Genomic DNA, 23,932 nt, shown 5'->3' on the forward strand with positions numbered 1-23,932 from the left:
GCATTTCCCGCTGCAAGGAGAAGCATGCAATGCGTTCACCTGTCACTCCAGTCTCGCGCCCCCTATCGGTGCAACAGCAGGAACCCAGCGATGTTCTGGCGGCTGCCCAGGCGCCGCGCATTGTGATTGAATCCATCATGCCCGCCCTTGATCACGGGCGCTTTGCGGCCAAGGCCGTGGTTAACGAGCCGGTGCACGTTAAAGCGACAATTTTCACTGACGGCCACGATGTACTGGCAGCCACCGTGTGCTGGCAAGATGACGAAGGGCGTGAGCAGCGTGTGCCCATGCGCCCGACCAAACCTCTGGGGCTGGATAGTTGGGAAGCCAGCTTTACGCCAACGCGCGTGGGCCGCCACACGTTTATGATCGAAGCCTGGTGGGATGTTTACGCTACCTACCGCTATGAGCTTTCCAAGAAGCACCAGGCAGGTGTTCCCATCAGCCTCGAGCTTGAAGAAGGCAGGCAACTGATCGAACGCGCCGCTGAACGCGCTTCTGAAAACAGCAATGAAGCGCTCAACGAAGCACTGGTTGCTCTTCATGAACAGTTTCAGCTGGCCCCTCAAGAGGGCGAGCGTGTTGCTCTGCTGCTGGATAGCGACACGGCACAGTGGATGCACGAAGCGGATTCCCACCCGCACCTCACGCAAAGCGATGCCATTTATCCCCTGGATGTGGAACGTCTCAAGGCACGCTTTGCCAGCTGGTACGAGCTGTTCCCCCGTTCGGAAACCGACAACCCCAACCACCACGGCACGTTCAAGGATGTTCATAAGCGGCTACCTATCATCCGCGACATGGGCTTTGACGTGCTCTATTTCCCGCCCATTCATCCGATTGGCCGCACACATCGCAAAGGGCCCAACAACAGCCTGGAAGCCGGGCCAGATGACCCCGGTAGCCCCTATGCGATAGGCAGCGATGAAGGCGGGCATGAGGCGATTCATCCAGCGCTGGGTACCCACGAGGATTTTCGCGAGCTGGTGCGCGTGGCAGGCGAGCATGGCCTGGAAATAGCGCTTGATTTCGCCATCCAGTGCTCGCCCGATCACCCGTGGCTCAGGGAGCACCCTGGCTGGTTCTCCTGGCGGCCCGACGGTTCGATCCGCTATGCCGAGAACCCACCCAAGAAGTACCAGGACATCGTCAACGTCGATTTCTACGCCCAGGAGGCTGTGCCTGAGCTATGGACCGAGCTTCGCGATGTGGTGCAGGGCTGGGTCGATGAAGGGATAAAAATCTTTCGTGTTGATAACCCGCATACCAAGCCGCTGCCCTTCTGGGAGTGGCTGATTGGTGATATTCGCAGGCGCGACCCCGATGTGATCTTTCTGGCGGAAGCCTTCACGCGCCCACCCATGATGCTGCGCCTGGGCAAGCTGGGCTTTACCCAGAGCTACACCTACTTTACCTGGCGCCATACCAAGGCCGAGTTGACAGAATATTTCACTCAGTTGAACGAGGCGCCGCTGCGCGATGGTTATCGGCCGAACTTCTTCGTTAACACGCCGGATATCAACCCCTATTTTCTACAGTCTTCCGGGCGGGCCGGCTTTCTGATTCGCGCAGCACTTGCCACCATGGGCTCAGGCTTATGGGGCATGTACTCGGGGTTTGAGCTTTGTGAAGGCGCGCCGGTTCCGGGCAAGGAGGAGTATCTCGACTCTGAAAAATATGAGATTCGCCCGCGTGATTACCGCGCACCCGGCAATATCGTCTACGAGATCACTCAGCTTAACCGCCTTCGGCGCGAAAACCCGGCGCTGCATACCCATTTAGGCGTGACCTTCCATACGGTACACAACGACCGCTTACTGCTTTTCACCAAGGCCACCGAAGCGCTCGACAACGTGATTCTTGTCGCCGTAAATCTTGACCCTTTCGAGCCACAGGAAGGCGCGTTCGGGTTGCCCTTGGCACTGTTCGGCCTACCCGAGGATGCAGCGCTGCACGTGGAGGATCTGATGAGTGGCAAACGTTGGACGTGGCAAGGCCAATGGCAGTGGGTGCGGCTCGATCCTGCCGCCCTGCCGTTCGCGGTCTGGCGTATCCAGCCGGTTCACTGATGCGTCTGGCATGGTTTTTAGGACCATGATTTTTAGTGTGCTCAACGGCGGGCCGTTTGTTTCAAAGGCGCCGGTTGATTCGTTTACACCGATCACAGCAGGGAGAGCAAACTCATGATGGATGCCAGCAGAGAAACACATGCTGTCGAGGCCCTGAATTTTATGGATGATCCACTCTGGTACAAGGATGCGGTGATCTACCAGGTGCATGTGAAGTCGTTCTTTGATGCTAACGACGATGGCATCGGCGATTTTGAAGGCCTGATCCAGAAGCTCGACTATATCGTCAGCCTGGGCGTCAACACGATCTGGATACTGCCCTTCTATCCGTCACCCCGCCGCGATGACGGCTACGATATTGCTGAGTATACCGGCGTCAGCCCTGACTACGGCACGCTGAATGACGCCAAGCGCTTCATTAAAGAGGCGCACCAGCGCGGGTTGCGCGTCATTACCGAACTGGTCATCAACCACACCTCCGACCAGCACGAGTGGTTCCAGCGCGCCAGGCTAGCGCCAGCAGGGTCGCCAGAAAGAGACTTTTATGTCTGGTCAGACACCGACCAGGCGTACTCCGGCACACGCATCATCTTCCTGGATACCGAATCCTCCAACTGGACCTGGGACCCGGTGGCGGGCGCTTACTTCTGGCACCGTTTTTACTCCCACCAGCCGGATCTCAACTTTGATAACCCCGTGGTGCTTGATGAAATCATCAAGGTCATGGAGTACTGGCTCGATATGGGCGTGGATGGTCTGCGCCTGGATGCGATTCCGTACCTCGTTGAGCGCGAAGGCACCAACAACGAGAACCTGCCCGAAACCCACGTGGTGCTCAAGAAGATCCGTGCGGTGCTCGACGAGCGCTACTCTGATCGTATGCTGCTTGCCGAAGCCAACCAGTGGCCTGAAGATACCCGGCCCTACTTTGGCGATGGCGACGAGTGCCACATGGCATTCCATTTTCCTCTGATGCCGCGCATGTACATGGCGCTCGCTCAGGAAGACCGCTTCCCGATCACCGATATCCTGCGCCAGACGCCGGAAATTCCCGACACCTGCCAGTGGGCGATTTTTTTACGTAACCACGACGAGCTGACGCTTGAAATGGTCACCGACAAGGAGCGCGACTACCTGTGGAACCATTACGCCGCAGATCGTCGGGCACGTATTAACCTGGGGATTCGTCGGCGCCTGGCGCCGCTTTTGGAGCGTGACCGGCGGCGTGTCGAACTGCTCAACAGCCTGCTGCTTTCCATGCCGGGCACGCCGGTACTGTATTACGGCGACGAAATCGGCATGGGCGACAATATTTACCTTGGCGACCGCGATGGCGTACGCACCCCTATGCAGTGGTCGATCGACCGTAATGGGGGGTTCTCGCGCGCTGACCCGGCAAGCCTGGTCCTGCCACCGATCATGGATCCACTGTACGGTTACCAGACCGTTAATGTAGAGGCACAGGTGCGCGATCCGCATTCGCTGCTTAATAACATGCGCAGGCTGCTCGCCGTGCGCAGTCAGCATCGCGCCTTCAGCCGTGGCACCATACGGCCGCTCTACCCGAACAATCGACATATTCTGGCCTACCTGCGCGAGATGACGCTCGACAATGGCGAGACGGAAACACTGCTCTGCGTGGCTAATGTGGCCAGCACCGCCCAAGCGGTGGAGTTGGACCTTTCAGCCTTCGCTGGCCAAGTGCCCGTGGAAATGGTCGGCGGCAGCGCCTTCCCGCCGGTGGGCAGCCTACCTTACCTGCTAACGCTTCCGCCTTACGGTTTTTTCTGGTTCCTGCTGGCCCCCAAAACCGCTATGCCCGAATGGCATACGCCAGCGCCAGAACCAATGCCGGATTACGTTACCCTGATTATCAAAAATCGCCTTGAGGAAATTTTTGAGGACTCATCCAGACAGTTACTCGAACGCGAGACGCTGCCCCACTACCTGACCAAACGGCGCTGGTTCGCGGCCAAGCAGGCGCAGATTGAAGATATTCACTTACACGCACTGGCAAGTCTTGAGCACAGCGGCCATACCCTGCTGTTCAGCGAGCTGGAAATCACCCACGCCCAAGGCCGCGAACGCTACCAGTTGCCTCTGGCATTTCTTGGTGAGGATGAGCAAAGTAGCCCTCTTGCCCAACAGCTTGCCATGGCCCGCGTACGCCGCTTCCATGAAGTGGGCCTGCTCACCGATGCCTTTACCCTGGAGGCGTTTACGCTAGCCATTCTTGACGCCATGCGTCAGGCAAGTGTGCTGCCTGGCGCCAAAGGTGTTATCCACTTTTTGCCCACGCCTGAGCTTGTTGAGCTGACGTTACCCGAGCAGCCCGACATCGCGCAGCAGAGTGCTGAGCAATCCAATAGCTCGGTGGTGATCAACCATCAGTTAGTTCTCAAGCTGTTTCGTCGCTTGGAGTCAGGCATTCATCCGGAGGCGGAAATCGGCCGTTATCTGACTGAGCGGGGCTTTATCAACACCGCGCCGCTGCTGGGCGAAGTGACTCAGTTCGATAAGCAAGGCACGCCGCAAACCTTGATGATCTTACAAGGCTTTATCGATAATCAGGGCGATGCCTGGTCATGGACTCGCACAGCACTTGAACACGCGATTCGTGAAGCGTTGGCGGATGATCATCAAGGGCGCGAGTTCGCCCGCGATGAAGCCCATTACGGTGCGCTTGAGGAATTAGAGAAGTTTTCCGCTGCGTTGGGGCGCCGCTTGGGCGAGCTACACATGACGCTGGCGCTGCCCAGCGAGGACCCAGCATTTATGACCGAGATAGCCGGGGCTTCTCATGTGGCGCACTGGAAACAGCGGGTGGCTCAGCGCGTCGAGGAAGCGTTGAGCATACTCGAACATCACGTTAGCGCCGCCGATAAAGCCGAACAGCAGATTACTGCAGACATTCTGGCGCAGCGCAATTCCCTGTTGGCCTCTATTGAATATATGGCAGACCTTGCCGAGGGTAGTCTTATCACGCGTATTCATGGTGATCTGCATCTTGGCCAAGTGCTGGTTGCCCATGACGATGCCTATATCATCGACTTTGAAGGCGAGCCCACCCGCCCCCTTGAGGAGCGGCGCGCCAAGGATAGCCCACTGCGAGATGTGGCTGGCATACTGCGCTCCTTCGACTACGCCTATGCCAGCACTGAAGAAGCCCAGCCTGGTGGTACTGAAGGCGCTGATACCCGCTCAGACACGGGTCACGACGTGGTAGAGCAGTACCTGCTTAGGGGGCGTCAGATATTTCTGAATGCTTACTGGCAGGCCACCCTCGATCTTCCTCACGAATGGAAACAGGCCAACGGTGCCGCGGCTGCGGTCGACCTGTTCGTGCTCGAAAAGGCCGCCTACGAAATTGCCTATGAAGCCGCTAACCGCCCCGCCTGGTTGGGTGTCCCGCTGCGCGGCCTGGCAGCACTTGTCGAACAATTAAGCCCGGGAGAATCGCATGAATGAGGTGATGCACACCAGCCCCACGTCAAGCCTCACGGTAGATCGTACCCTGTGGCTGGATGACGACGACGCCAACGCGCTGGTACAGGGTACTCATCGTGACCCCTTCTCGTTGCTCGGCCTGCATAGCGATGCCAAAGGCCCATTTCTGCGGGTGTTTATGCCCGGCGCCGTGGGAATAGATGCTCTCGACCGTGAAAACGACACCTTGCGCAGTTGCCTGACAAGTATGCAGATTCCTGGGCTATTCGCCGCCCGGTTGTCTCACAGCGCCCCTTACCGGTTGCGTATTCGCTGGCCCCAGGGCGAGCAGGTAACCGAGGACCCTTACAGCTTTGGCTTGCTGCTGGGGGAAATGGATCTTTATCTATTGGGAGAAGGTAATCACCGCAACCTGGGGCACTGCCTGGGCGCGCAGCCCATGACGGTGGAAGGCGTGCAGGGCGTGCGCTTCGCCGTTTGGGCACCCAATGCGCGGCGAGTATCGGTGGTCGGTAACTTCAACAGCTGGGACGGGCGTCGCCATCTCATGCGCCTACGCCACCCAGCCGGGGTATGGGAGCTGTTCGTGCCACGGCTTGGGCCAGGAGAATCGTATAAATACGAAATTCTTGAACCCCAAGGCACGCTTGGGCTGCGCGCCGACCCTGTCGCCCTGGCGACCGAAGCACCGCCCCGCACCGCCTCGGTGGTGGCCGATACCACACCTTTTACCTGGCATGACGACGAGTGGATTGCCAAGCGCGAAAAGGCGCATGGCGCATCACGCCCCATCAGTATCTACGAAGTGCATGCGGCCTCGTGGCGCAAGCATGGCGGCGACAACGGCGAGCTCTACAGCTGGCGCGATATGGCCACACACCTGATCCCTTATGTGCTCGACATGGGATTCACCCACGTTGAGCTTTTACCCATCATGGAGCACCCTTTCGGCGGCTCCTGGGGCTATCAGCCGCTCAGCCAGTTTGCCCCCAGCGCTCGTTTCGGCACGCCTGCCGACTTCGCTTATTTCGTCGATGAGTGCCACCGCGCCGGGCTCGGCGTAATTCTTGACTGGGTGCCCGCCCACTTTCCTACCGACCCGCATGGCCTTGCCCGCTTTGACGGCACCGCCCTTTACGAGTATGAGCATCCCTTTGAAGGCTTCCACCAGGACTGGAACACCTACATTTACAACCTGGGTCGGCGCGAAGTACACGGTTTCATGCTGGCCTCGGCGCTGCACTGGTTGAAGCATTTCCATATCGATGCCCTGCGCGTGGACGCCGTGGCCTCGATGCTGTATCGCAACTACTCGCGCAACGAAGGCGAGTGGATCCCCAACCGCCACGGCGGCCATGAAAATCTCGAAACCATCGACTTTTTGCGCCACCTCAATGAGGTCATCGCCGAGGAAGCCCTAGGAACGATCGTCATCGCCGAGGAGTCCACCGCTTGGCCTGGCGTTACTCAGCCGACCGAGAAAGGCGGTCTGGGCTTTGCTTACAAGTGGAACATGGGCTGGATGCACGACACGCTGGAGTACATCTCTAAAGACCCGGTCTATCGCGCTTACTCGCATCACGATATGACCTTCCCGCTGGTCTATGCCTTTTCCGAGCGTTATGTCCTACCGATTTCCCACGACGAAGTGATACACGGCAAGGGGTCATTGATCGGCAAGATGCCCGGCGACGAGTGGCAACAATTTGCCAATCTGCGCGCCTATCTTTCCATCATGTGGTCGCAGCCCGGCAAAAAGCTGTTGTTTATGGGCTGCGAGTTTGGCCAGTGGCGTGAGTGGAACCATGACCGGGAATTGGATTGGTCACTGCTTGCCGAGCCTCGCCATGCCGGTATACAGCGGCTGCTGGGGGACCTCAACCGCTGCTACAAGGAGCTTCCCGCGCTGCACGAATGCGATAGCGAGCCCGAAGGGTTCACTTGGGTGGTGGGCAATGACGAAACCAATAGCGTGTTTGCCTGGCTGCGCTGGAGTGCGACAGGCGAGCCACTGTTGGTAGTCGCTAACATGACGCCGATGCCCCGCCAAGGGTATCGCCTCGGCGTGCCAATGGCGGGCAGTTGGGAAGAGTGCCTGAACAGTGACGCCGAATGCTATGGCGGCTCCAACATGGGCAACCTGGGGCGCATCACCGCAAAAGATGCCCCGCTGCACGGCCAAAGCGCCAGCCTTGAGCTAACCCTGCCGCCGCTGGCGGTGCTGCTGCTGTGCCCGGCTGGAGCGCGTAAGGCTCAGCCCTTGTAAACGTAGAAGGATAAAGTAAGTACATCGCAGATTAGCGTGGGAAACAGAAGACGGCAGTAAAACCGGTTAATTCTGAGTGCGCCAAACACCGCCCCTGTTGTAGTGGTTGCCACCGGCGCACGGCAGACATTAACGACACCCGACGGGTTCGATAACGGGTCCGCTGGTCATCAGGACGCCAACGCCTGACCACCAACATGATCCACTGGAAAGCGGCGTGGCTTTGTATCCACACCGCTTGGTTAGGGCGTGCGCTATAGGGCAGTTTAGGCCATTGCGCGAGGCTCGGCCGGGTTACAGGCCTGCTTTTGCCGCCCGCGCGGCGTGAAGCTTCTTGTAACTTTCAATCAAACGTTGATGACGCTCCAAACCATCAAGCTGCATGTTGGTGGGCGTCAGACCGTAAAAGCGCGCGCTGCCTTCCACCGAGCCGACAACCGCCGCCATGGTCTCTTCGCCAAACATGCGCTGGAAGTTGGGCAGGTAGTTGTCCATTTCAAGCTCGTCGTCCAGGGCAATTTCCAGCGCCGCATTCATCGCTTGGTAGAAGAGACCACGTTCAACGGTGTTGTCGTTGTACTGCAGCAGCATCTGCACGCAATCAAGTGCTTCTTCATGACGGCCAAGCGCCAAGTAGACCAGAAGCTTAAGCTCCAGAATGGTGAGCTGGCCCCATACCGTGTTTTCATCAAACTCAATGCCGATCAGGGTGGTGATATCGACGTGGTCATCCATCTGGCTCTCTTCGAGGCGCTCGACCAAATCGGTGAGCTGGTCATCCTCGAGTTGGTGCAGATTGAGAATATCCTCACGGTAATCAAGTGCCTTGTTGGTGTTATCCCAGATCAAGTCTTCAATCGGATACACCTCAGAGTAGCCCGGCACCAGAATACGGCACACCGGCGCACCGAGATCCTCATGGACCGCCATGTATACCTCGGCCCCCAACTCCTCGAAGAGGCCGAATAGCGTTTCGGCCTCTTCTTCGTTGGTGCCGGAGAAATCCCACTCGCTGAACTCGAAATCCGCCTTGGCACTGAAGAAGCGCCAGGAAACCACACCAAAGGAGTCGATAAAGTGTTCAACAAAGTTGTTGGGCTCGGACACAGTCTGCGAGTTGAACGTTGGCAGCGGCAGGTCGTTCAGGCCTTCAAAGCTGCGACCCTGTAAAAGCTCGGTCAGGCTGCGCTCAATCGCCACTTCAAAGCTTGGGTGGGCGCCGAAGGAGGCAAATACACCGCCGGTGCGCGGGTTCATCAAGGTCACGCACATCACCGGGAACTGACCGCCCATGGAGGCGTCCTTTACCAGCACAGGGAAGCCCTGAGCCTCAAGCGCCTTAATGCCTTCAACAATATTTGGGTACTTCGCCAGCACATCTTGCGGTACATCCGGCAGGGTCATTTCCTGCTCCAGAATTTCCCGTTTGACCGCCCGCTCGAAAATTTCCGACAGGCACTGCACCTGAGCTTCCACCAGCGTGTTGCCCGCGCTCATGCCGTTGCTTAAGAACAGATTTTCGATCAGGTTGGAAGGGAAGTAGACCGTTTCGCCATCCGACTGACGCACAAAGGGCAGCGAGACAATGCCGCGCACCTCATTGCCGGAGTTGGTGTCAATCAGATTCGAGCCGCAAAGCTCGCCTTCTGGGTTGTAGATCGCCAGGCAGTGATCATCAAGAATCTCAGCGGGCAGCTCGTCATTTGGCCCCGGCTTAAACCACTTCTCATTGGGGTAGTGTACGAAGTCGCTATTGGCGATCTCTTCACCGAAGAACTGGTCGTTGTAGAAAAAGTTGCAAGATAAGCGCTCAATAAACTCGCCAAGCGCCGAGCACAGTGCGCTCTCTTTGGTGGCACCTTTGCCGTTGGTAAAGCACATGGGCGAGGCCGCATCGCGAATATGCAGCGACCAGACATGAGGCACGATATTACGCCAGGAGGCGATCTCGATCTTCATGCCAAGATCAGCCAGCAGCGCGCTTATATTGGCGATGGTATCTTCAAGGGGTAAATCCTTTCCCTCGATATAGGTGCGCTCGCTGCCTTCCGGGGCACCCATCAGCAGCGCTTGGGAATCCTCATCGATATTCTCGACGGTTTCGACCTGAAACTCGGGGCCGGTTTGAACGACCTTCTTGACCGTGCAGCGATCAATCGAGCGCAGAATGCCTTGGCGATCCTTCTCGGAAATATCTTCGGGAAGCTCGACCTGAATCTTGAAGATCTGCTTGTAGCGGTCTTCCGGGTCGACGATATTGTTCTGCGAGAGACGGATGTTTTCGGTAGGGATATCCCGCGCTTTGCAGTACACCTTCACAAAGTAGGCGGCGCACATGGCAGATGACGCCAGAAAGTAGTCAAACGGGCCAGGCGCCGAGCCGTCGCCCTTGTAGCGAATCGGCTGGTCTGAAATAACGGTGAAGTCGTCGAACTTGGCCTCCAGGCGGAGGTTATCGAGATAGTTGACTTTGATTTCCATGAGCGGGCATCCAGAGCAATGAGTGTGCCTGGGCGGTTGAAAACAGAGCCCTCGGCGAATTGCCGCCCATTATCCAGTTTTTGACCCGCTTCGTCTTGGTAAGTCTCGTTAAGCGCTTATTCAGCACTGAGCAGAAACGCCCATGCTTCGCATAGCAGCACCTCAGGGAAGGCTTTAGCAACATAGTGGCCGCGAGGCAGCGCTTTTCCTTCCACTCATGCCACTCGCTTAGTGCATCAAAGCAGGGGCGTTTGAAGGGTTAATCAGTCACTGGCGACGTCAGCACCTGCTCGAACAGCAGCTTTTCAAACACTTCCATGGGCGCGTCTGACTTCAGCGTCTTGGCACGCAAAATTGCCCCTTCCCAGCCGGAAAGAATGAAGCTTGCCAACTGATGAGGGTCCAGGGCTTGAGTGAGAGCCCCTTGGGCCTGGGCTGTCTGCAGGCAGTGAGCAAAGCGTGCTTCCCAACGCAGGAACGCGTGATTAAGCGCCTCGCGAAAGCGAACACTCTGCCCCGCCATCTCTTGTCCTAAATTGCCGATCAAGCAGCCGGCCGCATGGTCGCGCTCGCTCATGTAAGCGCGGCTGGTGGCAAAGTAGCGCTTCAGGCGGTCAAGAGGGGGTGTCATCGGATCTTCAAGCAGAGCGACCAGACTAGCATCATAGTCGTTGGCAAACCGCTCAATCACCGCCAGGCCAAAATCTTCCTTACTGGAAAAGTAATGGTAAAACGACCCCTTGGGCACGCCGCAGGCGTTAAGTACGGCATTAATGCCCGTTGCGTTATACCCTTGTTGGGTAATCAGCTCAGCACCAGTATCAATTAACTTATCGCGGGTGGCGGTGTTTTTCATACGCTTGCACAAGACTCATCGGCCGGACGGTATTTATGAGAAATAGGTGTCGTGATAAGTCGCAGCTGTTTAGGTTAGCGAAGAGTTGCACGCTATTTTCATAATGCTTACCTAATCTCTGCGAGCCAGTGCGTGATGCTAGCATGATACGCTTCTTATACCGGAATTTTCGCTTTTACTACGTTTTCGCTCTTGCAACGGGTACTCCGTGTTAATAAAACCTCATGACTCTTTCTCCTCGATGCAACAAGGCCGTGTCCGTTTAGGCGCCGTGCTGGCCCTGTTGGTGTTTGCCATCGGCTTAGCCTGCGCTTGGTGGATTATCAACCAGCCGCCGCGTATTGAGCGGCGTGCTCCCCCGCCACCCACGCCACCTGTCGTCAATGTCATGACGGTCGAACAGAGCGCCCTATCGCCTCTACTGAGCGGCTTTGGGCGAGTAGAAGCTGAGCAGACAACCCAGCTGGCCAGCCGCGTGGCAGGTCAGTTGGAACGCTTTGGAGAGGGCGTTTTTCCAGGCCAGGTCGTTGAGGAAGGCGCGCCCGTTGCATATATCGACCAGGCCGATTTGCGCCTTGCCCTGGAAGACGCCGAGGCTCAGCTAAGCAATGCCCAAGCGCAGGTGGCGCTTGAAAATGCCGAACAGCAGCGCGCCCGTAGTGAGTACGAGTCGTTTGGGCGTCAGCTTTCCGCCGAGCGACGCTCGCTGGTCCTGCGCGAGCCTCAACTGCGTCAGGCCCAGGCCCAACTTACTCAGGCACGTGTGATACGCGACCAGGCAGCGCTCAACCTTGAGCGCGCAACGCTGACCGCCCCGTGGAAGGCGATGGTGCAAGAGCGCCTGGTGGGCGCTGGCAGCCTGCTAAGTCAAGGAACCGAGGTGATTAACCTGGTCGGTGTTGAGCAATTCTGGGTGCGCGCCTCGTTGCCCGGCGATGCACTTGAATGGCTGGCGCCGGGTAGTCAGGTCACGATTACCAGCCGTGGCTGGCCAGAAGGCGCTTCGCGGGAAGGCGCACTGATATCGATTTTACCTAATTTGGAAGAGAGCGGACTTCAGGCACAGCTGTTGATTGCGGTGAATGACCCATTGGCGCTGGATACCGATGGCCCCGCGCTGCGCTTGGGCGATGTGATGCGAATAGCCTTTCAAACTCAGGCGCAGGAAGACCTGATTGCCCTGCCCTCAGCGGCGCTACGCCCAGGTGAGCGCGTTTGGTGGGTGGACGATGAAGACCGCCTACACAGCACAACGGTGTCGCTTGCCTACCGGGGTGAAAATGAAGCGCTGGTGCGCAGCGGCCTGGAGGCTGGTCAGCGCGTTGTCACTGCAGGACTTGCCCAGCCCCAGGAAGGGCAACAGGTTCGCGTTCGCTCGCACAACGATGCGCCCACCCGTGATGAGGAGAGCAGCTAATGCGTCGCGGCCCGCTTGCCTGGATGATTGACCATGGCGTTGCGCCTAACCTGCTGATGCTGCTGTTTATCGTGGGGGGCCTTATGGCATCGCTCGCGATTAAAAAAGAGGTCTTTCCTGAGTTTGAAATTGAAATTGTTCAGGTCAGTATCAGCTACCCTGGTGCCACACCAGAAGATGTCGAGCAGAGCCTACTGCTTCCCGTTGAAGCGGCGGTATCGAATGTAGAAGGTATTGATGAGCTGACCTCCAGCGCTGGTGAAGGCAGCGGTATGGTCAGCGCGACGCTGATTGACGGCGTCGATGTGATGCGCGTTTATCAGGATATTCAGCAGGCGGTCAACGCCATCACTACCCTACCCAGTGCCGCCGACCCGCCCCGCTTCACGCTAGCGGGCAGATCGCGCAGTGTGGTCAGCCTTCAGGTTTACGGCTCGGTTGGGCTTGCCGCCCTTCACGACGCCGCCGAGGATGTGCGCGCTGAGCTGCAGGCCGCTGAGGGGATTTCGCGCGCCGAGCTTTCGGGAAATCGCGAGCGCGAGATCCAGATTCATCTGGATGAAGAAGCTATTGAGCGCTACGGGCTTGATCATCAGCAGCTTGCCAGCCGCATTGGAGCTGAAGCGCTGGACCTGGCAAGCGGCCAACTCACCACGGCTGAAGGCGAATGGCTGGTGCGCTACCAAGGCCGACGCAACAGCGCCGCCGAGTTTGCCGACCTGCCAATCCTTACCACTGCCCAGGGCACGCCCATTTTGCTGGGTGATATCGCCCGCGTGAGCAACGGCTTTGCCGAAACGGATCGTGAAGAGTTTTATAATGGCGAGCCGGGCCTGTCGGTCAACATCTATCAAATTGGCCACCAAACCCCGACCAGCATTTCCGAGGCGGTCTACGGCGAACTGGAGCGCTTGCGAGCGGGGCTACCGCCGGGCGTTAGCCTGGACGTTGCACGCGACAGCTCGGAAATATACGAGGACCGCTTAAGCCTGCTGCTAAAGAATGCCTGGATGGGTCTGGCGCTGGTGATGGTACTCATGGCGCTGTTTCTTGAAGCGCGGCTAGCATTTTGGGTCACGCTGGGTATTCCTACGGCCTTTTTGGGCGCCATGCTGTTCCTGCCCTGGATCGGCGTCTCGCTGAACATGATGTCGATGTTTGCCTTCATTATCGCGCTGGGGATCGTGGTGGATGATGCGATCATGGTGGGCGAAAACATCTACAGCTATCGCGAGGAAGGCTACTCGCTGCGCGATGCGGCGGTCAAAGGGGCAGGTGAAATTGCCGTTCCGCTCACCTTTGCCATTTTGTCGAATATCGTGGCGTTTCTGCCCCTGCTGTTTTTACCCGGCTTTTTGGGCATGCTGTTTGCCACTCTGCCCGTGGTGGTCGTCACGGTGTTTTTGATCTCCTGGGCCGAAGCGCTGTTTATCCTCCCCTCCCACTTGGCACATAGCCGTAAACCGCGTGAAACACCGGCCTGGCAACGGCCGCTGGAAGCGTTGCGCCAGCGCCTGCAGGGCGGGCTGCATCACTTCACATACCATCAGTTTGAGCCGTTTCTTCAGCGCGCGCTTAACCAACGCTTGTTGAGTGTGGCCATCGGGGTTGCGGTGCTGGTGGTAGTGCTGGCGTGGTCCATGAGTGGACGGTTGGGCTTTTCACTCATGCCGCGTGCCGAATCCGATCAGGTTCAAGCAACGGTAACGCTGCCGATTGGCACCAATATCAGCGTTAGCCGAGAGCTTAGCCAACAGCTACTGGACGCCGCCCAGCAGTTAAGCGAGCGCGAAGAGACGCTAACCTTTAGCAGCACGCGCAGCCGCTTGGATGGCGAAGAGTTGCAGGTACGGCTCGATATCGCCAGTGACAGCCTCGACGCCTGGCCGCCTTCACGTATTGCAGGTGAATGGCGCGAGCTGGCGGGGGATTTAATTGGCGCTCAGTCGGTACGTTTTGAGTCAGATTTTGGCGGCCCCGGCAGCGGCGCTGCGCTTAGCTTGCGCTTATCTCACCCCGACACCCAAGTGCTGGAAGCCGCCGCCGCCCGGTTGGCCGAAGTGCTTGGTGAGTATGGGCTAACCGATATTGACAGCGGGATTGGCGATGGCAAACCCCAACTTGAAATGCGCCTTTCCGCAGAAGGCCGAGCGCTGGGCCTGACCGGCAGCGACCTGGCCCAGGCACTGCGCGGGCCTTTACAAGGTGCTACGGCGGTTGAACAGTTTGTGGGGCGTAGCGAGATCAGCGTAGAGGTGCGCCTGCCCGAAACCGACCGCGCGAGCTTAAACGAACTTTACCGCATGCCCGTACGCACGCCCGACGGGCTTAGCGTGCCGCTTTCTCGCGTGGCAGACATTACCTTAAGCCAAGCCTCAAGCAGTCTGCAGCGCATAGATGGCAGGCGCATTATCACCGTGACGGCGGATTCAGAGGGCGACCAAACCATTAACCAGGTGCTGGCCACCCTTCAAGAAGACGTGTTCCCAACGCTTACAAACTCCTGGCCGGGGCTTGAGGTCAGCCTGGGCGGCCGCCAGCAAGATACCGCCGACAATCTGGCCGCCCTTCGCACCGCCATGTGGCTTATGCTGGCCGCCCTTTACGCACTGTTGGCGATTCCCTTCAGAAGCTATTTGCAGCCCTTATTGGTGCTTGCGGCCATTCCGTTTGGCGTTGTTGGTGCTGTGGTGGGCCACATGATTATGGGGTTTGGGCTTTCGATTATCAGCTTGCTGGGCATGTTGGCGCTTTCCGGCGTGGTGATTAACGATGCGCTGGTACTGATTGATTACGCCAACCGCAAGCGGCGCGAAGGGATGGCGCCTCGCGCGGCCATTGTGGCGGCCGCTACCCGGCGCCTGCGGCCTATCATGATGACCACACTTACCACCTTTCTGGGCCTGGCGCCCATGATTCTGGAAACCTCGCGGCAGGCGCGCTTTATGATCCCCATGGCGATCTCGCTGGGCTTTGGCATGATTTTCGCGACGGCCATTTTGCTGATACTGGTGCCCTGCCTTTACCTGGGCCTGGAGAACTGGCGCGAGCGACTTAGCATGCCTCGGCAACCTCTTCAGGAGGGCGCCTCCTAATGGCCGTTACCTTGCCCACTTGGCGCCCTTCGCGGCTAGGACTAAAGCTGTTCTCGGCCATACTCAGCGTTAACGTGGCCATTTCCGCCACCATGTTTCTAGCCGTTTCCTACAGTATCGACCGTGGTTTTATCGATTATTTAAACCAGGCCCAGGAACGCCGTGCCATGCTGCTGGCCGATGGCTTGATTACCCGCTGGGAGACCCAGCAGGACTGGCGCTGGCTTGAACACAACCCGGAACGCTGGCCGCATATCGTGCGCTTTGAACTGGGTCAGGAGCATCGTGAACGCCCCTCCCCCTTGGGCGAAGCGCAGGATTTTGCGCTGCGTGCGCCAAACGGTGAGTTTGTGATTCCGCCCATGAATGGCCGTATGGGCCCCGGCGATTGGCGCTGGCTCACGCTTCACAGCGACAGCGAGGCCATTGGCTCGTTAGGGTTTCGACCTCCTCAGCAGATGATGGAGCGCATGGAAAATCGCTTTCTAGAGCTGCAACAGCGCAATCTAGTAATTATTGTTATCTCGATTGGGCTGGCGTCGCTGCTGCTGGCCGCCGGGCTCTCGTGGTGGTTAAGTCGACGTACGCGGGCACTGGCTATCGCCACGCGGCGGCTTACCGAAGGCAACTACCATACTCGCCTACCTGAACGTGGTCGGGATGAGCTTGCCCGTTTGGCGCGGGACTTCAACGTACTGGCCGCCACATTAGAAGCCAACCGTGACGCCCGTGCACGCTGGGTTTCCGACACCGCCCACGAGCTGCGTACGCCCTTGGCCGTGCTGCGTGGTGAAATTGAAGCCATGCAGGACGGCATTCGCCCGCTGAATCAGGAAAACCTCAGCTCGCTGGCGCAGGAAGTTGCCCAGCTTGAGCACCTGGTCGCCGATTTACGCCTGCTTTCGCAAAGCGATGCTGGCGCGCTTGATATTCATCTGGCCCCCATGAACCTTAGCGACAGCTTGGCCAGCCGCCTTGAAGATGCGGACCGCTGGCTCAATGGCAGCGGCCTTACACTGACGACGCACATTGCCCCCGACGTAATGATTCGAGGTGATGCTCAGCGACTGCATCAGCTGTGGAATAATCTGTTGGATAACAGCTGCGCCTACACCGATGCACCGGGCAAACTTCAAGTAACGCTCAACATTGAGCGTGCCCACGCGGTGATTGTTTGGCAGGATAGCGCACCGGGCGTTCCGGAAAGTGAGCTTTCCCGGCTTACCGAGCGTCTTTACCGTGTTGAAGGGTCACGCAACCGGGCAAGCGGCGGTAGCGGCCTGGGGCTATCCATTGCAAGCGCCTTGGTGATTGCGCACGGTGCAACGCTTGAGGCATCCAATGCGCCGCTAGGCGGGCTTTGCTGGACCTTACGTTTTCCGTTACTGACTTCCCATTAATGACAAGCGAGTCCGCCATGTTCCAAGACGCCCCGCTATTGATTGTTGAGGACGAGCCCAAAATTGCCCGCCTCATGGATGATTATTTAAGCTCCCACGGTTTTAATGTTGCAACGCTGGGTCATGGCGACGATGTGATACCCTGGTTGCAGCAGCACCCCACCACGTTGGTGCTTTTGGATGTCATGCTGCCCGGCAAGGATGGTTTGACGCTCTGCCGGGAAATACGTCAGGCGTGGCCTGCTATCGCAATTATTATGGTGACCGCCAAGGTGGAGGAAGTAGACCGCCTGCTAGGGCTGGAATTGGGCGCCGATGACTATATTTGCAAACCTTTCAGCCCCCGCGAAGTAGTCGCCCGCGTGAAAGCGGTACTACGCCGCAGCCAAGCACTTGCCGAACAGGCCCACACCCCTGAGGCAGCGGTTTCAACCCCGGTGACCCTCAATGACGATGGCTGGCAGGCACTAGCCAACGGCCATGACCTGGGCCTCACCGCGGTTGAATTTCAGCTGCTGCGGGTAATGATGCAGTCACCTGGACGAATCTTTAGCCGTGAGCAGCTAATGGACCATATGTACCGAGACAACCGGATTGTTTCTGAACGCACCGTCGACAGCCATATTAAAAAGCTGCGCAAAAAAATCACTGAAGCCCTCCCCGAGCAGGAGATCATTCGTTCGGTGTATGGGGTAGGGTACAAATATCAGCCCGAGGGCTAAGCCGCAGGATTCAAAGGCCTACAAGCGCTCCCCACAACCGGCTACCGGAACTCAGCATTTGGCCAAGCCGCTTTGAACGCGGCATGGTGAATGCGGGCCTTTATAGCAAGCTTTTACAAGTGGGCGGATAAGCCTTGGCTCTCAGTCGCTTTTTCGATAGCGCAGATAATCCAACACCATGGAGACAGCGTGCGCTTCACGCTCCTGAATCATGGCAATGTGTGAAAGATCTTTATCGAAAATGATCGACAGCGTATGGACATTGGAGATGTAGAAATACCCTAATGCGGCGATAGAAATGTACAGCTGAATCGGGTCCACATCCTGGCGGAACACGCCTTTCTCTGCACCCCGCTGGATCAGAGTTCGGATTTGGGCAACCAACGGTGAATGCAGTTGCTTCACTTCCGGCAGCGTTTTCAAAAAACGTGCATAGTTGAGATTTTCCGTCGTCAGCAGGCGCAAGAACCAAGGGTTTTGATGAAAATGTCGGAAGGTAAAACGCACTAGCCGGTCCATGGCTTCTTCCGGCGAGTACTGATCCAGGCTTAACTCTCGCTCGCCAGCACGAATCGTCTGATAAGCGCCCAGCAATACGATTTTGTAGAGCTCTTCCTTATTGCCAAAGTAATGGTAAAGCAGGCGTTTATTAGCACCGGCTTTTTCTGCAATGCTGTCGACGCGAGCACCCTCAAAGCCCCGCTCGCAAAACTCATCGTGCGCAGCTTTAAGAATGTCTTGTCGAGTTAAGTCCGGATTGCGTTTACGACCCACTGATAAGCACCTTGTAAGTTATTCGAATGACCGCATTACGCTCCGTTTTTGACAGGCCATTTTTTTACTAGCCCTACCTTTTTCAGACCTCGCAAGAGCAGGCGGTTAACAGCCGGGATACTCAGCAGGATTGCAATAACGCTAATTAGACATAGTACCAAACTCACCGGGCGGGTAAAGAAAGGGGTCATGTCACCTCCGGTCAGCGCAAGCCCTCGGCGAAGGTTGGTGTCGAGCAAGCTACCCAGAATGATACCCAGCACAATAGGCGCCATAGGATACTTCATTTCTCGCAGCAGATAGCCGGCTAACCCGAAGAATACCATCACGTAGACGTCAAACATTTGCTGGGAAATGGCAAACGAACCCACCACGCAGAGCACATAGATCACCGGCATCAATTTTTGCCGAGGTACGCTCAATACTTTGACCAGCAATTTGGTCATCGATAGGCCATAGATAGTAATAGCCACCGTGGTGAACAGCAGCATCGCAATAACCTGATAGAGAAAATCCGGGTTCTCAATCATCAGCATGGGGCCAGGACGAATGTCATGAATATACATGGCGGCGATGAGGACGGCGGCGGCGGTAGAACCGGGGATTGCCAGCGTTAACACAGGGATCAGCGCGCCAGGAATGACGGCACTATTACCGGTTTCTGCAGCGGTCAGCCCTTCATAAGAACCCTTGCCAAATTTTTCCTTTTCCTTACTGGCGCGACGTGCGGCGGCATAGGAAGACCAACTGCCAATATCTTCGCCTACACCGGGGATAATTCCCACTATCGTTCCAATGATTCCGGATCGAATCGCCGTTCGGCGGTAATTCCAGACATCCCTAAAGTGAGGAATAGTGCGCCCTTGAGAAACAACCACTTGGGCGTCCAGCTTACGCCGCATAACGGTCAAAATTTCGGCAAACCCGAAGGCCCCTACCATGGCGGGGATAATGTCGATGCCGCCTGAAAGATTGGCAATGCCAAAGTCGAAGCGCCGGAAAGCATGCAGGCTTTCCATCCCAATCATGGCCACCAGCAAGCCAAGCAACCCGGCGATATAACCTTTCAAGGGATCGTCGGCACCGGTCAATCGCCCAGAGATGACAACCCCAAAGACCGCCAGCCAAAAGAACTCATAGGAACCAAAATTGAAAGCAAACTCGGCCAGGGTGGATGCCAGTATGGCCAAGAAGAAAATACCAACGAAGGTGCCAATCGCCGAGCTGGTAGTGGCCAGCCCCATGGCATAACCGGCCTTCCCCTGCTGGGCCAGTGGGTATCCATCCAGGCTGGTTGCTGCGCTGGCTGGAGTACCGGGGATATTCAGCAAAATAGCACTGCGTCCACCACCGTAAATGGCCCCAACGTACATACAGATCAGCGTCAGGATGGCCTGGTCACCCGGCATGCCGTAGGTGAGTGTTACCAGCAACGCCACCCCCATGGTAGCTGTCAAACCCGGCAACATGCCGATAACAATTCCCAGCAGGCTCGCCCAGGCAATATTAAAAAGGCTCATTGGGGTCATAAAATGCCCCACGCCGTGGGCCAGCATGCCGAGTTCTTCCATCATAAACATAGTGACTTCCTCATAGAGCCCTTCATGGCAGACGCACCAGGAAAATTTCCTGGAATACCAGCGTGACTACCAACGCCACCACCACCGATTGGATGCCTGCCAGGATCAAGCAACGCGCCAATGGCACGGGTTTATCGGTCAAATAGCGCTCAAACAATACGATTGAGACAAAAACATACACAAAGGTCGCCATCCAAAACGGTAACCAGCCGACCAATATCAGCGCATAGCTCAACGTTAGAATTAACATAGCCAACAGACGTCGGGACTCTTCGTTAGCCAGCATCGCACGCAGGCTATTTAGGGGGCTGAAGTGTCTACCCGCCCCCTGTCGCCAAGAGCGCAAAGCCAAGAGCAGACCACTAAGCGCCAGCAAACCACCCAGAATCATGGGCACCAACCCGGGAATGGTCGAAGGATGTATACCTCTCGACTCAAGGCGTGGCATGGTCCAGGACAAATAGAAGACCGTGAGACCCAACACCACAAATACAATACCGGTGACCAAGTCGGCTTGGCTCAAACGGCTGGAGTTATTTGTCATCGGTCATTTCTCCTATGGGCAGGCAAATAACATTGATAGATGAACGGAGCCACAGGCTTGGGTAAAAAGCGGGGGCAGCCTTCCTGGCCGCCCTCCCTGTCACTGGGACACTTCGCTGCGCGTTTCACAATCAATACCGATTTCGATGGGATCAATCTCAGCCTCGCCTCGGTCAACGTAGGCACAGGCTTCTTGAATAGCGATCGGCATGGCCCGATCACGCGCTTCATCGCCATAGGATGGGTCAAAGATGGCGCCTTGCCTGTCCGCATAATCCTGCAGTTCCTGGGACGTCATAATGTGCTCCTCCCAGATACGGTCCATGGTAGCGATGACGTCATCAGGTGCACCACGCGGGATAAAAATACCGAAGTAGTCGGGTGCGACGTGTATGTCGGGCAACCATTCAGTGATGGGAGGAATGGGTTCGTCCATGCCATCAATGGTTAAGGAACGATCACTTAGCACGGCTAAAGGCTTAAGCCGCTCGCCACGAAGCATCTCGGCCTGCTCCACGGCCAGCTGAGTAGTCAGCATGGCTTCGCCGCGTGCTGCCGCCACCACGGCGGGATTGCCACCATCGTAGGTGATCATGTTGTAGTCAAAGCCAGCCTCATCGCTGAGCGTGGCAACAGCGGTCCCGCCGGAGGATGTCACCCCAGCGGTTGCCACGGTGATTTGATTGCCACGTTCGTTCAATGCCTCAAGTAGCTCACCGAAACTATCGAACTCGCTGTTAGAGGGGACACTCACCACCGGCACGTTAGCGACCGACAGGTAAATATGCCAATCATCAATATCCGTGTCTTCAATCAGACCGGTAATTGAGTAGTTAGCATTATTGGCGATGGCATTGGCGGTCCAGGTGTAGCCATCTCGTGCGGATTCCAACACCTCCCGTGTACCAATAGCACCGGAGGCACCGCTTTGGTTTACCACCACCACGCTCTGACCCAAGTGTTCTTCCAGGAGAGCGGCGGTTACTCGGGTCACCTGGTCAGTAGAGCCGCCCGCGCCCCAAGGCACGATGATGTTAATGGGTTTCGTGGGCTGCCAATCTTCCGCCAGCGCGGACCCCGTCAAGGTGACAGCCGCTATTAAACCGCTGCTCAGTGTGGCCTTAATGACATTCATAGATCTCTCCGTTGTTGTTATTCAAGCAGCGTTAAAGCCGCTCTGGTTTGCTCAAAGGGATTCATGGACTCCGAACACGTTTGATACGTTTATTTTTATAGTAATCGTCGCGCTTTGGTTTTAATCACGATGCCGTTGCTTTACACCACCGTCAGATAACGCTCCTTACACACCTGAAGCACTTCCTCGGCGGGCTTCTTCCACCAATGATCCGCAGAAAATATCTCCACCTCATGGAAGCCTTGGTAGCCTTCGGCTTCGACCCAGCTGCGAATCAGCGGTATATCAATGACGCCATCGCCCATCATGGCGCGATCCAGCAGCATGTCAGACATCGGCATGCGCCAGTCGCAGATATGGAAAGCCAATAGCCGTTCCTTGCCAGCCCGCTGTATCTGTTTCTTCAACTCCGGGTCCCACCATACATGGAAGACATCGAGCGCTATTCCGACGCCTTCACCCAGCACATCGCATAGATCATTCGCCTGGCCCATGGTGTTGACGCAGGCACGGTCTGCCGCGTACATCGGATGCAGTGGTTCTATGGCCAACGGCATACCTGCCTGACGGGCATGTTCAACAATGTCATGCATTCCATCGAGGACCATCTGGCGGGCACCGGCGATATCCTTGGAGTGTTCCGGCAGGCCGCCCACTACCAGCACTAAGCACTGTGCATTCAGTTGCGCGGCATCATCTATGGCGCGCCAGTTGTCTTCAACCGCGGCCCTGCGGGCCTCTCGCGTGGTCGCCGGGAACATACCGCCGCGACAAACGCCGGTAACGGTCATGTTGTTATCGCGTAGCAGTTGGGCCGCTTTGCTTACCCCACAGGCTTCCAGCTTGTCGCGCCAGATGGAAATTCCATGGATACCCATGTCAGCATAGCCACGAATTTCCTCTTCCAGCGTCCATTGCACCTTGGTCGTGGCATCATTAATCGACAGTCGGCTAAAGTCCGTCAGTGGTTGTGCGATCATTGCGCCCCCCCCCGCGTTGCCATTACGTGTGTCATGCGTTGTGTGGCCAATTCCGGGTCACGCAGCAGCCCTGCCTGGTCAGCGAGCCGGAACAGCTCGGCCAAGTGCAAGGTGGAGCGGGTACTTTCCTGCCCACCAACCATGGTGAAGTGATCCTGATGACCGTTCAGGTAAGCCAGAAACACTACACCCGTTTTGTAAAAACGCGTGGGAGCGGCAAAAACATGGCGCGCCAGTGGCACTGTTGGCGCAAATATTCGGTGATAGGTATCCAGATCCCCCGCGTCTAATGCAGCCATGGCGGCAGCGGCGGCCGGGGCGATAGGATCGAAGATACCCAGCAACGCATGGCTATAGCCCTGTTCGTCACCGGCGATCAGGTCGGGATAGTTGAAATCGTCTCCCGTGTACATTTTTACGCCAGCGGGCAAACGCCGGCGCATGGCGATCTCCTTGTCCGCATCCAGCAGCGAGATCTTGATACCGTCGACCTTGTCGGCGTGGCGAGCAATAATGTCGATACAGACCTCCATGGCCTGTTCTGTATCAGCATGCCCCCAGTAACCGGTTAAAGCCGGATCAAACATATCGCCAAGCCAGTGAAGAATGACCGGCTCCTGCGCCTGAGATAGCAGCCGGTCATAGACGCGGCCGTAATCCTCTGGCGAGGAAGCCAAGGCCGCCAATGCACGGCTGGCCATAATGATCAGTCGTCCACCCAAGGCTTCAATCGCGCTCATCTGCTCTTCGTAAGCGCGAATTACTCCGTCGATATCCTTGTAGTTTTCCGGCCCCAAGTGGTCGGTACCGCAACCGCATGCCAAGGTAGCGCCTGGCATATCGCGCGCAGCGTCGATTGAACGGCGGATCAATTCCAGGCTAGTCGGCCAGTCCAGTCCCATGCCTCGCTGGGCCGTGTCCATCGATTCGGCAACACCAAAGCCCAAACGCCACAGGTGCCGTCGATAGTCGATGGTGCGCTCCCAATCAATGGCAGTACCCAGCCAGGGATCAATCGGCGCCAGCGGGTCTGACACTACATGAGCCGCCGCATAGGCAACCCTCGATTTGGGAGCGCCAGGTTTTTCCGTGAACGACAGTGGTTCGCCCAGTTGATACGCAACCGGTTTGCCAGCATTGTCAGGCAATATCAGTCGGGGGCTCATA

At 57.1% G+C, this 23,932-nt stretch carries 15 protein-coding genes; 7 read left to right on the forward strand and 8 right to left on the reverse strand.

Going from position 1 to position 23,932, the window contains the following annotated elements; all coding sequences use genetic code 11:
- Positions 1-29 precede the first annotated feature (29 nt).
- From ACT3T6_RS01670 to glgB, 3 genes are all read left to right on the forward strand, one after another.
- Positions 30-2,069: an alpha-1,4-glucan--maltose-1-phosphate maltosyltransferase gene (locus tag ACT3T6_RS01670; RefSeq protein WP_226913577.1), complete on the forward strand. Its 2,040-nt coding sequence runs from the start codon at positions 30-32 to the stop codon at positions 2,067-2,069.
- Between the two features lie 114 nt (positions 2,070-2,183).
- Positions 2,184-5,537 (forward strand): maltose alpha-D-glucosyltransferase, encoded by a 3,354-nt coding sequence (gene treS, locus ACT3T6_RS01675; protein ID WP_193054427.1) that lies wholly within the window; start codon positions 2,184-2,186, stop codon positions 5,535-5,537.
- A complete protein-coding gene (glgB, locus tag ACT3T6_RS01680) occupies positions 5,530-7,782 on the forward strand; it encodes a 1,4-alpha-glucan branching protein GlgB (protein WP_226913575.1) in 2,253 nt (750 codons plus the stop codon). The genes treS and glgB overlap by 8 nt, the downstream gene beginning before the upstream one ends.
- 294 nt (positions 7,783-8,076) lie before the next feature.
- On the opposite strand, the gene ACT3T6_RS01685 is transcribed toward glgB, so the two are convergent.
- Both ACT3T6_RS01685 and ACT3T6_RS01690 read right to left on the reverse strand, forming a co-directional pair.
- Positions 8,077-10,263 (reverse strand): OsmC domain/YcaO domain-containing protein, encoded by a 2,187-nt coding sequence (locus ACT3T6_RS01685; RefSeq protein WP_193054426.1) that lies wholly within the window; start codon positions 10,261-10,263, stop codon positions 8,077-8,079.
- 259 nt (positions 10,264-10,522) lie between these two features.
- Positions 10,523-11,119: a TetR/AcrR family transcriptional regulator gene (locus tag ACT3T6_RS01690; protein ID WP_193054425.1), complete on the reverse strand. Its 597-nt coding sequence runs from the start codon at positions 11,117-11,119 to the stop codon at positions 10,523-10,525.
- Between the two features lie 241 nt (positions 11,120-11,360).
- Here ACT3T6_RS01690 and ACT3T6_RS01695 point away from each other — a divergent pair, with 241 nt between their 5' ends.
- From ACT3T6_RS01695 to ACT3T6_RS01710, 4 genes are read left to right on the forward strand one after another with little or no spacing between them, the layout of a single operon-like run.
- Positions 11,361-12,536: an efflux RND transporter periplasmic adaptor subunit gene (locus ACT3T6_RS01695; protein WP_193054540.1), complete on the forward strand. Its 1,176-nt coding sequence runs from the start codon at positions 11,361-11,363 to the stop codon at positions 12,534-12,536.
- Positions 12,536-15,631: an efflux RND transporter permease subunit gene (locus ACT3T6_RS01700; RefSeq protein WP_193054424.1), complete on the forward strand. Its 3,096-nt coding sequence runs from the start codon at positions 12,536-12,538 to the stop codon at positions 15,629-15,631. The genes ACT3T6_RS01695 and ACT3T6_RS01700 overlap by 1 nt, the downstream gene beginning before the upstream one ends.
- Positions 15,631-17,031: an ATP-binding protein gene (locus tag ACT3T6_RS01705; RefSeq protein ID WP_193054423.1), complete on the forward strand. Its 1,401-nt coding sequence runs from the start codon at positions 15,631-15,633 to the stop codon at positions 17,029-17,031. The genes ACT3T6_RS01700 and ACT3T6_RS01705 overlap by 1 nt, the downstream gene beginning before the upstream one ends.
- 17 nt (positions 17,032-17,048) lie before the next feature.
- Positions 17,049-17,753: a response regulator gene (locus ACT3T6_RS01710; RefSeq protein WP_172117464.1), complete on the forward strand. Its 705-nt coding sequence runs from the start codon at positions 17,049-17,051 to the stop codon at positions 17,751-17,753.
- Between the two features lie 141 nt (positions 17,754-17,894).
- On the opposite strand, the gene ACT3T6_RS01715 is transcribed toward ACT3T6_RS01710, so the two are convergent.
- The 6 genes from ACT3T6_RS01715 to ACT3T6_RS01740 form a co-directional block, all read right to left on the reverse strand.
- Positions 17,895-18,527, reverse strand: a complete 633-nt coding sequence (locus ACT3T6_RS01715) for a TetR/AcrR family transcriptional regulator (protein WP_087111946.1) — start codon at positions 18,525-18,527, stop codon at positions 17,895-17,897.
- Between the two features lie 35 nt (positions 18,528-18,562).
- Positions 18,563-20,107 (reverse strand): tripartite tricarboxylate transporter permease, encoded by a 1,545-nt coding sequence (locus ACT3T6_RS01720; protein ID WP_226913573.1) that lies wholly within the window; start codon positions 20,105-20,107, stop codon positions 18,563-18,565.
- Between the two features lie 22 nt (positions 20,108-20,129).
- Complete coding sequence (locus ACT3T6_RS01725; protein ID WP_193054422.1) at positions 20,130-20,651, reverse strand: tripartite tricarboxylate transporter TctB family protein; 522 nt, start codon at positions 20,649-20,651, stop codon at positions 20,130-20,132.
- 99 nt (positions 20,652-20,750) lie between these two features.
- Complete coding sequence (locus ACT3T6_RS01730; protein WP_193054421.1) at positions 20,751-21,785, reverse strand: Bug family tripartite tricarboxylate transporter substrate binding protein; 1,035 nt, start codon at positions 21,783-21,785, stop codon at positions 20,751-20,753.
- Between the two features lie 140 nt (positions 21,786-21,925).
- Positions 21,926-22,765 (reverse strand): sugar phosphate isomerase/epimerase family protein, encoded by an 840-nt coding sequence (locus ACT3T6_RS01735; protein ID WP_193054420.1) that lies wholly within the window; start codon positions 22,763-22,765, stop codon positions 21,926-21,928.
- Positions 22,762-23,931 carry a dihydrodipicolinate synthase family protein gene (locus ACT3T6_RS01740; protein ID WP_193054419.1) on the reverse strand — a complete coding sequence of 390 codons (1,170 nt, stop codon included), beginning with the start codon at positions 23,929-23,931 and terminating at the stop codon, positions 22,762-22,764. The genes ACT3T6_RS01735 and ACT3T6_RS01740 overlap by 4 nt, the downstream gene beginning before the upstream one ends.
- Position 23,932 lies beyond the last annotated feature (1 nt).

This window comes from Halomonas sp. 72 (assembly GCF_052379785.1).
Classification (GTDB): Bacteria; Pseudomonadota; Gammaproteobacteria; order Pseudomonadales; family Halomonadaceae; genus Vreelandella; species Vreelandella citrativorans.

Bases quoted from the DNA above. Each gene is read 5' to 3' on its own strand.
- ACT3T6_RS01695 (WP_193054540.1), top strand. From the start codon at position 11,361: ATGCAACAAGGCCGTGTCCGTTTAGGCGCCGTGCTGGCCCTGTTGGTG.
- ACT3T6_RS01700 (WP_193054424.1), top strand. From the start codon at position 12,536: ATGCGTCGCGGCCCGCTTGCCTGGATGATTGACCATGGCGTTGCGCCT.
- ACT3T6_RS01720 (WP_226913573.1), bottom strand. From the start codon at position 20,107: ATGTTTATGATGGAAGAACTCGGCATGCTGGCCCACGGCGTGGGGCAT.
- ACT3T6_RS01730 (WP_193054421.1), bottom strand. From the start codon at position 21,785: ATGAATGTCATTAAGGCCACACTGAGCAGCGGTTTAATAGCGGCTGTC.
- ACT3T6_RS01705 (WP_193054423.1), top strand. From the start codon at position 15,631: ATGGCCGTTACCTTGCCCACTTGGCGCCCTTCGCGGCTAGGACTAAAG.
- ACT3T6_RS01740 (WP_193054419.1), bottom strand. From the start codon at position 23,931: ATGAGCCCCCGACTGATATTGCCTGACAATGCTGGCAAACCGGTTGCG.
- ACT3T6_RS01725 (WP_193054422.1), bottom strand. From the start codon at position 20,651: ATGACAAATAACTCCAGCCGTTTGAGCCAAGCCGACTTGGTCACCGGT.
- ACT3T6_RS01670 (WP_226913577.1), top strand. From the start codon at position 30: ATGCGTTCACCTGTCACTCCAGTCTCGCGCCCCCTATCGGTGCAACAG.
- ACT3T6_RS01710 (WP_172117464.1), top strand. From the start codon at position 17,049: ATGTTCCAAGACGCCCCGCTATTGATTGTTGAGGACGAGCCCAAAATT.
- treS (WP_193054427.1), top strand. From the start codon at position 2,184: ATGATGGATGCCAGCAGAGAAACACATGCTGTCGAGGCCCTGAATTTT.
- ACT3T6_RS01735 (WP_193054420.1), bottom strand. From the start codon at position 22,765: ATGATCGCACAACCACTGACGGACTTTAGCCGACTGTCGATTAATGAT.
- ACT3T6_RS01690 (WP_193054425.1), bottom strand. From the start codon at position 11,119: ATGAAAAACACCGCCACCCGCGATAAGTTAATTGATACTGGTGCTGAG.
- glgB (WP_226913575.1), top strand. From the start codon at position 5,530: ATGAATGAGGTGATGCACACCAGCCCCACGTCAAGCCTCACGGTAGAT.
- ACT3T6_RS01685 (WP_193054426.1), bottom strand. From the start codon at position 10,263: ATGGAAATCAAAGTCAACTATCTCGATAACCTCCGCCTGGAGGCCAAG.